General features: G+C 63.5%; 8 protein-coding genes and 1 tRNA gene. All 9 read right to left on the bottom strand.

The window, feature by feature from the left end; all coding sequences use genetic code 11:
- Positions 1-80: 80 nt before the first annotated feature.
- Positions 81-156 (bottom strand) — tRNA-Val (locus NP534_RS12995).
- A gap of 261 nt (positions 157-417) precedes the next feature.
- Entirely contained in the window at positions 418-1,191 is a 774-nt protein-coding gene (locus tag NP534_RS12990; RefSeq protein WP_033700527.1) for an SDR family oxidoreductase, read from the bottom strand.
- A complete protein-coding gene (locus tag NP534_RS12985; RefSeq protein ID WP_274098954.1) occupies positions 1,188-2,399 on the bottom strand; it encodes an O-succinylhomoserine sulfhydrylase in 1,212 nt (403 codons plus the stop codon). Before NP534_RS12985 ends, NP534_RS12990 begins: the two co-directional genes overlap by 4 nt.
- A 15-nt stretch (positions 2,400-2,414) precedes the next feature.
- Positions 2,415-3,920 (bottom strand): amidophosphoribosyltransferase, encoded by a 1,506-nt coding sequence (purF, locus tag NP534_RS12980; protein WP_033700529.1) that lies wholly within the window; start codon positions 3,918-3,920, stop codon positions 2,415-2,417.
- A gap of 42 nt (positions 3,921-3,962) precedes the next feature.
- Positions 3,963-4,520, bottom strand: coding sequence for a CvpA family protein (locus NP534_RS12975; protein ID WP_033700530.1), 558 nt, complete (start codon positions 4,518-4,520; stop codon positions 3,963-3,965).
- A gap of 121 nt (positions 4,521-4,641) precedes the next feature.
- Positions 4,642-5,301 (bottom strand): SPOR domain-containing protein, encoded by a 660-nt coding sequence (locus tag NP534_RS12970; RefSeq protein WP_274098953.1) that lies wholly within the window; start codon positions 5,299-5,301, stop codon positions 4,642-4,644.
- Between the two features lie 4 nt (positions 5,302-5,305).
- A complete protein-coding gene (gene folC, locus NP534_RS12965) occupies positions 5,306-6,592 on the bottom strand; it encodes a bifunctional tetrahydrofolate synthase/dihydrofolate synthase (protein WP_274098952.1) in 1,287 nt (428 codons plus the stop codon).
- Positions 6,592-7,485, bottom strand: coding sequence for an acetyl-CoA carboxylase, carboxyltransferase subunit beta (gene accD, locus NP534_RS12960; RefSeq protein WP_033700534.1), 894 nt, complete (start codon positions 7,483-7,485; stop codon positions 6,592-6,594). Before accD ends, folC begins: the two co-directional genes overlap by 1 nt.
- A 218-nt stretch (positions 7,486-7,703) precedes the next feature.
- Positions 7,704-8,324 carry a phosphoribosylanthranilate isomerase gene (locus NP534_RS12955; RefSeq protein ID WP_186653871.1) on the bottom strand — a complete coding sequence of 207 codons (621 nt, stop codon included), beginning with the start codon at positions 8,322-8,324 and terminating at the stop codon, positions 7,704-7,706.
- Positions 8,325-8,382: the final 58 nt, after the last annotated feature.

Here is an 8,382-nt window from a genome sequence, read left to right as displayed (position 1 = left end):
GCATAATGGCTTATCAGGCCTTGTTCCTCTCTGGCGATCGACTTCTTTCGAAGCGTCTTGCGTCAGGAACGCTCAGGAAGTGGTGGGTGATGACGGGATCGAACCGCCGACCCTCTGCTTGTAAGGCAGATGCTCTCCCGGCTGAGCTAATCACCCCCGCGATGTTGCTTGTTGCGTTTGCTTCGCTGAGGCCGCGAAATTTACGCAGGTACCGATGCTAAGTCAATACCCCCATTGAATTTTTTTTCAAAAAAGGCAAAAAAGCGGTTTCCACACCCTGTGCCATTTGGGTTGTTCCTGTTGGCTTGTTCAAGGGCAAGCCTGCTGCCATCGCTACACCACTGGCAGCTGCGCCGCCGCAAAAACAAAAAAGGGGCCATCTCGGCCCCTTTCCTTTACAACTCATAGTGTTACAGCTCAGGTGTAGATCATCTTGCGGGTCATGCCGCCATCGACCACAAACTCCTGGCCGGTGACGAACGCCGCTTGGCGCGACAGCAGCCAGGCCACCATCGCCGCAACGTCTTCCACCGTCCCTACCCTGCCCGTCGGGTGCTGGGCATGGTCGGCTTCGGTCAACGGCTCGGCACGGCGCTGGGAAGGGTCACGCGCATCGATCCAACCCGGGCTCACCGCATTCACGCGGATCTCCGGGCCAAGGCTCATGGCCAAGGCATGGGTCAAGGCCACCAGGCCGCCCTTGCTCGCCGCGTAGGCCTCGGTGTCAGGCTCGGACTGCCGCGCACGGGTCGAGGTCAGGTTGACGATCGCCCCATTGTGCGCACGCAGGTACGGCGCACAATGCTTGGCCAGCAGCATCGGGCCATTGAGGTTGACCGCCAGCACCCGGTTCCATTGCGCCAGGCTCAGGCTTTCCAGCGTCTGGTTATGCGGGTTGGCGATCGCTGCATTGCACACCAGCGCGTCCAGCCGCCCGAACTGCCCCAGTACCTCGGACACCCCGGCACTGACCTGCGCCTCGTCGGCAACGTCCATGGTGATGAACCAGGCGTTGTCACCCAACGCCTTGGCTACCTTGGCCCCACGCGGGCGGTCCAGGTCGCTGAGCACCACCTGCCAGCCTTCACAGATCAACCAGGCGGCAATCCCCAAGCCGATGCCGCGAGCGGCACCTGTCACCAGGGCTACCCGACCGTTATGGCCCGGTGCACCGCCTCTGATTTCAATCACAGTGCCGCCAACCCACGTGCAAGGTCAGCCTGCAGGTCGGCGACATCTTCCAGGCCCACGGCAACGCGGATCAGGCTGTCGCGGATACCCGCCGCTTCACGCTCCTGCGGCGACAGACGGCCGTGGGAGGTGGTGGCCGGGTGGGCGATGGTGGTCTTGCTGTCGCCCAGGTTGGTGGTGATGGAGATCATCCGCGTGGCGTCGATAAAGCGCCAGGCGCCCTCTTTGCCACCCTTCACCTCAAAGCTCACCACGGCGCCAAAGCCGCTCATCTGGCGCTTGGCCAGCGCGTGCTGCGGGTGGCTTGGCAGGCCGGCGTAATGCACCTTCTCGATGCCGTCCTGCTGCTCCAGCCATTCGGCCAGTACCTGGGCGCTCTCGCAGTGCGCACGCATGCGCAAACGAAGGGTTTCCAGGCCTTTGGTGAAGATCCAGGCGTTGAACGGACTGAGGGTCGGGCCTGCGGTACGCAGGAAGCCCACAACCTCTTTCATCTGCTCGCTGCGCCCCGCCACCACGCCGCCCATGCAACGGCCCTGGCCGTCGATGAACTTGGTCGCCGAGTGGAACACGATGTCAGCGCCAAGCTTGAGCGGCTGCTGCAGCGCCGGGGTGCTGAAGCAGTTGTCCACCACCAGCATGGCACCACCGGCATGGGCGATTTCACTGAGGGCAGTGATATCGACCAGCTCGGCCAACGGGTTGGACGGCGACTCGACGATCAGCAACTTGGTATTGGCCTTGATGGCCTTTTCCCAACCGCCAAGGTCGACCAGCGGCACGTAGTCCACCTGCACACCAAAGCGTTTGAAGTACTTCTCGAACAGGCTGATGGTCGAGCCGAACACGCTCTGCGATACCAGTACATGGTCGCCCGCGCTGCACAGCGACATCACCACCGCCAGGATTGCCGCCATGCCGGTGGAGGTGCCCACAGCCTGTTCGGCGCCTTCCATGGCCGCCAGGCGCTCCTCGAAGGCGCGCACGGACGGGTTGGTGTAACGCGAATAGACGTTACCCGGCGTTTCGCCAGCAAAGCGTGCAGCCGCATCGGCGGCCGTACGGAACACATAGCTGGAGGTCAGGAACATCGCTTCGCTGTGCTCGCCCTCCGGTGTACGGTGTTGCCCGGCGCGCACCGCCAGGGTGTCGAAACCGACACCCTCGAGGTCACTGTCCAGGCGCCCGGCATCCCATTGATCCGTCATGCCGTCGCTCCCTAATCAGTTGTTGTAGAGGTCGATGATCGCGCTGACCGCCTGGGTCTTCACCTTGGCCAGGTCGTTACGGGCCTGCTCGATACGCTCGAGGTAGGCCGCGTCGATGTCGCCGGTGACGTACTCACCGTTGAACACCGCGCAATCGAAGTGCTCGATCTTGATCTTGCCGCCACCGACCGATTCGATCAGGTCAGGCAGGTCCTGATAGATCAGCCAGTCGGCGCCGATCAACTCGGCCACCTGGTCGGTGGTGCGGTTGTGGGCGATCAGTTCGTGAGCGCTCGGCATGTCGATGCCGTAGACGTTGGGGTAGCGCACCGCAGGGGCTGCGGAGCAGAAGTAAACGTTTTTGGCGCCGGCTTCGCGGGCCATCTGGATGATCTGCTTGCAGGTGGTGCCGCGCACGATCGAGTCGTCCACCAGCATCACGTTCTTGCCGCGGAATTCCAGCTCGATGGCGTTGAGCTTCTGGCGCACCGACTTCTTGCGTGCGGCTTGGCCGGGCATGATGAAGGTACGGCCGATGTAGCGGTTCTTGACGAAGCCTTCGCGGAATTTGACGCCCAGGTGGTTGGCCAGCTCCAGGGCCGCGGTGCGGCTGGTGTCCGGGATCGGGATGACCACGTCGATGTCGTGCTCTGGGCGTTCGCGCTGGATCTTCTCGGCCAGCTTCTCACCCATGCGCAAGCGCGCCTTGTACACCGAGACGCCGTCCATGATCGAGTCCGGGCGAGCCAGGTAGACGTGTTCGAAGATGCACGGCTGCAATTTCGGGCTTTTCGCGCACTGTTTGGTGTACAGCTGGCCTTCTTCGGTGATGTACACCGCTTCGCCCGGCGCCAGGTCGCGAATCAGGGTAAAGCCGAGCACGTCCAGGGCGACGCTTTCGGAGGCGATCATGTACTCCACGCCTTCGTCGGTGTGGCGCTGGCCGAACACCACCGGGCGAATACCGTTCGGGTCACGGAAACCGACGATGCCGTAGCCGGTGACCATCGCCACCACCGCGTAGCCACCGACGCAACGGCTGTGCACGTGGGAAACTGCAGCGAACACGTCTTCTTCGGTTGGCTGCAGCTTGCCGCGCACGGCCAGCTCGTGGGCGAACACGTTCAGCAGCACTTCCGAATCGGAGTTGGTGTTGACGTGGCGCAGGTCGGACTCGTAGATCTCCTTGGCCAACTGCTCGACGTTGGTCAGGTTGCCGTTGTGCGCCAGGGTGATGCCGTACGGCGAGTTGACGTAGAACGGCTGGGCCTCGGCCGAGGTCGAGCTGCCCGCAGTCGGGTAGCGCACGTGGCCGATGCCCATGTGGCCCACCAGGCGCTGCATGTGGCGCTGCTGGAAGACGTCGCGCACCAGGCCATTATCCTTGCGCAGGAATAACCGGCCGTCATGGCTGGTCACGATACCGGCAGCGTCCTGGCCGCGGTGCTGGAGGACCGTAAGCGCGTCATACAGCGCCTGATTGACGTTCGACTTACCGACGATACCGACGATGCCACACATGCGACGCAACCCCTACTTTGACGAAACTTGAGTGAATAGCGCTCAGGGCTTTGCAGGCCCGAGCAACTGTTCCTTGAACGGGAGATCAGCCGGTGTGCTGATCACCCCACTGGACATCCACTGGCTGGTGAAACCGAGAATCAGGTTTTTCGACCAGTCAGCGACCAAGAGAAATTGTGGTATCAGGCGTGATTCCTGCCACCAGGTGTCTTGTTGAACCGGCCCCAGGCTTAGCAGCCCGATGGCCACCACCACCAGCAAGGCCCCCCGCGCGGCGCCGAAGGCCATGCCGAGGAAACGATCGGTGCCGGACAGCCCGGTCACGCGGATCAGCTCGCCGATGAGGAAGTTGATCATGGCCCCCACCAGCAGGGTGGCGACGAATAGAATGGCGCAACCGGCGATGGTACGCATCGACGGTGTCTGAATATAGCTTTCAAGATACACCGAGAGCGAGCCACCGAACATCCAGGCAACCGCACCGGCAATGATCCAGATGAGCAAGGACAAAGCTTCCTTGACGAAGCCGCGCTTGAGACTGATCAGTGTGGAGACGGCGATGATCGCAATGATCGCCCAATCAACCCAGGTAAATGCCACGGTGCCGCCTACAGACGTTTGAGGCGGCGCATTTTATCAGAGCAGCGGGCTGGGAGTAAGCGGAATGTCGGGCCGATCAGCAACTGCGCGATACCTGTGGGAGCGGACCGCGCTGGCACTCTCAACCGCGTTCAGGCTGGAAACGCACCACGAAGCCTTTGAGGCTGTGCTTGCGGTTGATTGCATCACGCACACGCTCGGCTTCGGCGCGCTCGATCAGCGGCCCGACATACACCCGGTTCATACCGCCTGCAGAGCGGATGTAGGCGTTGTAGCCCTGGCTGCGCAAGGTCTGCTGAAGGCTTTCTGCCCCCGCGCGGTTGGACAGGCTGGCCAGCTGGATGGACCAACTGACCGGTAACCCATTGACGTCGATCTTGGACGCCGCTGCGGGCTTGGCTGCTGCGACGGCAGGCGCCGGCGCAGCGGCGGGCTTGGTTTCCACCTTCTGTGCGGGTACTGACGGCTTGGCGGCCTGGACCAGGGTCTGTGGCGACGGCGTGATCGGCTGGCTTGGCGTGCTCGCTGGCGCAGTAGCCTCGTCGATCACTACCGGGGGCTGCTGTGGCTCCTCAGGAATGACCTGAGGTTCCGGCACGGCGACCGGCTCCACCTTCACCTCGGGCAGGCTCGGCATGGCCGGTGCCTGCGGGGCTTCAACCCGCACCTGGCGCATCTCGTCCTCGCGGGTGAACAGCATCGGCAGGAAGATCACCGCCAGCGCCACCAGCACCAACGCACCGACCATGCGCTGTTTCATCCCTTTATCCAGCACTGCCATCTACTCAACCCTCCGGGGCCTGCCGCGCCAACCACTCCAGGGCCTGGGCGACACAGAAAAACGAACCGAACAGCAGGATCTGGTCATCCGCCGTCGCCTGCGCGCATTGCCCTTCGAGGGCGGCGTCGACGCTGGCATAAGACTTCACCGAGGCGCCGAGGTTCGTCAAGGCATTCGCCAGTTCTGCGGCCGGACGGCTGCGAGGTGTATCCAGTGGTGCCACCGCCCAGTCGTCGACCAGCCCCTGCAAGGGTTCGACAACGCCCTGCAGGTCCTTGTCAGCGAGCAGGCCGAACACCGCCAGGCGGCGCCCCTTGGGCGGTCGAGCGGCCAGGCGCCGCGCCAGGTAGGCGGCGGCATGCGGGTTATGCCCCACATCCAGCAGCAACTCCACCGGCTTGCCCTGCCAGTTCAGTTGGCGGCGATCGAGGCGCCCGGTGATGCGGGTATCGAGCAATGCCTGGCGGATTTGCCCGGCATCCCATGGCAGGCCCATCAACAAATAGGCCTGCAGGGCCAAGGTGGCGTTTTCCATGGGCAGGTCGAGCAATGGCAGATCGCGCAGCTCTACTCGGCCACCGTCGGCCGTGGTCCCGCGCCAGTGCCAGGCAGCGTCGCCGCTTGCCAGGTCGAAATCACGGCCACGCAGGTACAACGGCGCTGCCAGTTCCTGCGCCTTGTCCAGCAACGGCTGCGGCGGGTCGAGGTCGCCACACAGCGCCGGCTTGCCGGCGCGGAAGATACCGGCCTTCTCGAAGGCGACGCACTCACGGGTATCACCCAGGTAGTCGACATGGTCGACGCCGATACTGGTTACCAGCGCCAGGTCGGCATCGACCACGTTCACGGTGTCCAGACGGCCACCGAGGCCCACTTCGAGCACCACGGCATCCAGCTTCGACTGGTAGAACAACCAGAACGCCGCCAGGGTGCCCATCTCGAAATAGGTCAGGGAAATTTCGCCCCGCGCCGCCTCGACGGCGGCGAAGGCTTCGCACAGGCGCTCATCACTGGCCTCCTGGCCATCGATGAGCACCCGCTCGTTGTAACGCAACAGGTGCGGCGAGCTGTACACGCCAACCTTGAGCCCCTGGGCACGCAGCATCGCAGCGACGAAAGCACAGGTGGAGCCTTTGCCATTGGTACCGGTGACGGTTACCACGCGCGGCGCCAGCTTGCCCAGCGCAAGGCGGGCAAGCACGTTCTGCGAACGTTCCAGGCCCATGTCGATGGCCGATGGATGCAACTGTTCGAGGTAGGCGAGCCATTCGCCCAGGGATCGTTGTTTCATCACGCGACCGCAGCCGCCTCACGTGCCTGCTCCGGGGTTTGCTGGCCGGTCATCTGAGCCAGCAGGCGGGCCAGACGCGGGCGCAGCTCGCCACGGGAGATGATCAGGTCGATGGCGCCATGTTCCAGCAGGAACTCGCTGCGCTGGAAGCCTTCTGGCAGCTTCTCGCGCACGGTCTGCTCGATCACGCGGGGGCCGGCAAAACCGATCAGTGCCTTTGGCTCGCCGACAATGACGTCGCCGAGCATCGCCAGGCTGGCGGAAACGCCGCCGTAGACCGGGTCGGTCAACACCGAGATGAACGGGATGCCTTCTTCACGCAGGCGCGCCAGCACGGCCGAGGTCTTGGCCATCTGCATCAGCGAGATCAGCGCTTCTTGCATGCGCGCACCGCCAGAGGCCGAGAAACAGACCATCGGGCAGCGGTTTTCCAGGGCGTAGTTGGCGGCGCGCACGAAACGCTCACCGACGATGGCACCCATGGAGCCGCCCATGAAGGAGAATTCGAACGCGCTGACCACGATCGGCATGCCCATCAGGGTGCCGCTCATGGAGATCAGGGCGTCTTTCTCGCCGGTCTGCTTCTGCGCACCGGTGAGGCGGTCTTTGTACTTCTTGCCATCGCGGAACTTCAGGCGGTCGACCGGCTCCAGCTCGGCGCCCAGTTCGGCACGGCCTTCGGCGTCGAGGAAGATGTCGATACGCGCACGTGCGCCGATGCGCATGTGGTGGTTGCACTTGGGGCAGACATCCAGGGTCTTTTCCAGCTCCGGACGATACAGCACGGCCTCGCAAGCCGGGCACTTGTGCCACAGGCCTTCAGGCACCGAGCTCTTCTTCACCTCGGAACGCATGATCGAAGGGATCAGTTTGTCGACTAACCAGTTGCTCATGCTTTCTTTCTCCAGTATCGGCGGGCGGGGGCCAGCGTGACCGGCCTGCCCTGCCCTTGAGCTCAATATCTTTTATGAAACGATGATGGACCGGCCGCCGGGGCTTCCTGCGCGCCGCTCCACCGTTAATGTGTTGTTCGACCGTCGCACCGACGGCCGCCCCGCAGGGGCTGCGATAGCTATGGACGATGGTGCGCCGCCAACCGTCACATCCACTGTCACGCCTGTTTCACCGCACGCATGAAGGCTTCGATCTTCGCCGCATCCTTGATGCCCTTGGCCTGTTCCACCCCGCCGCTGACATCCACCGCATAAGGCCGCACCTGGGCAATGGCCTGGCCGACGTTCTGTGCAGACAGCCCACCGGCAAGGATGATCGGCTTGCTCAGGCGGGCCGGCACCAGTGACCAGTCGAAGGCCTCGCCAGTCCCCCCAGGTATGCCGGGCACGTAGGTGTCCAGCAGCACGCCCCGGGCGCCAGCGTAAAGCCGACAGGCCGCCTCCAGGTCATCGCCTGGGCGCACCCGCAGGGCCTTGATCCAGGGGCGGTTGTAACCTTCACAGTCTTGCGGGGTTTCGTCGCCGTGGAACTGTAGCAGGTCCAGCGGAACCACTTCGAGGATCTCGTTCAGCTCGCAGCGCGAGGCATTGACGAACAGCCCGACCGTGGTCACAAATGGCGGCAGCTCGGCAATGATCGCACGCGCCTGGCGCACGTCCACAGCGCGCGGGCTCTTGGCGTAGAACACAAAGCCGATGGCATCAGCCCCCGCCTCGGCGGCAGCCAGCGCGTCTTCGATGCGGGTAATACCGCAGATCTTGCTGCGAACGTTGCTCATGGACTGCGAACCCTGTTATTGCGGTGAAAGGCCGGATGTTAGCAAATGACTTTTCGTC

Source organism: Pseudomonas sp. 39004, assembly GCF_028682155.1.
GTDB classification, from domain to species: Bacteria; Pseudomonadota; Gammaproteobacteria; order Pseudomonadales; family Pseudomonadaceae; genus Aquipseudomonas; species Aquipseudomonas capeferrum.
The sequence above is the reverse complement of the archived record's forward strand: the minus strand, read 5'-3'. Positions and strand labels throughout refer to the sequence as shown.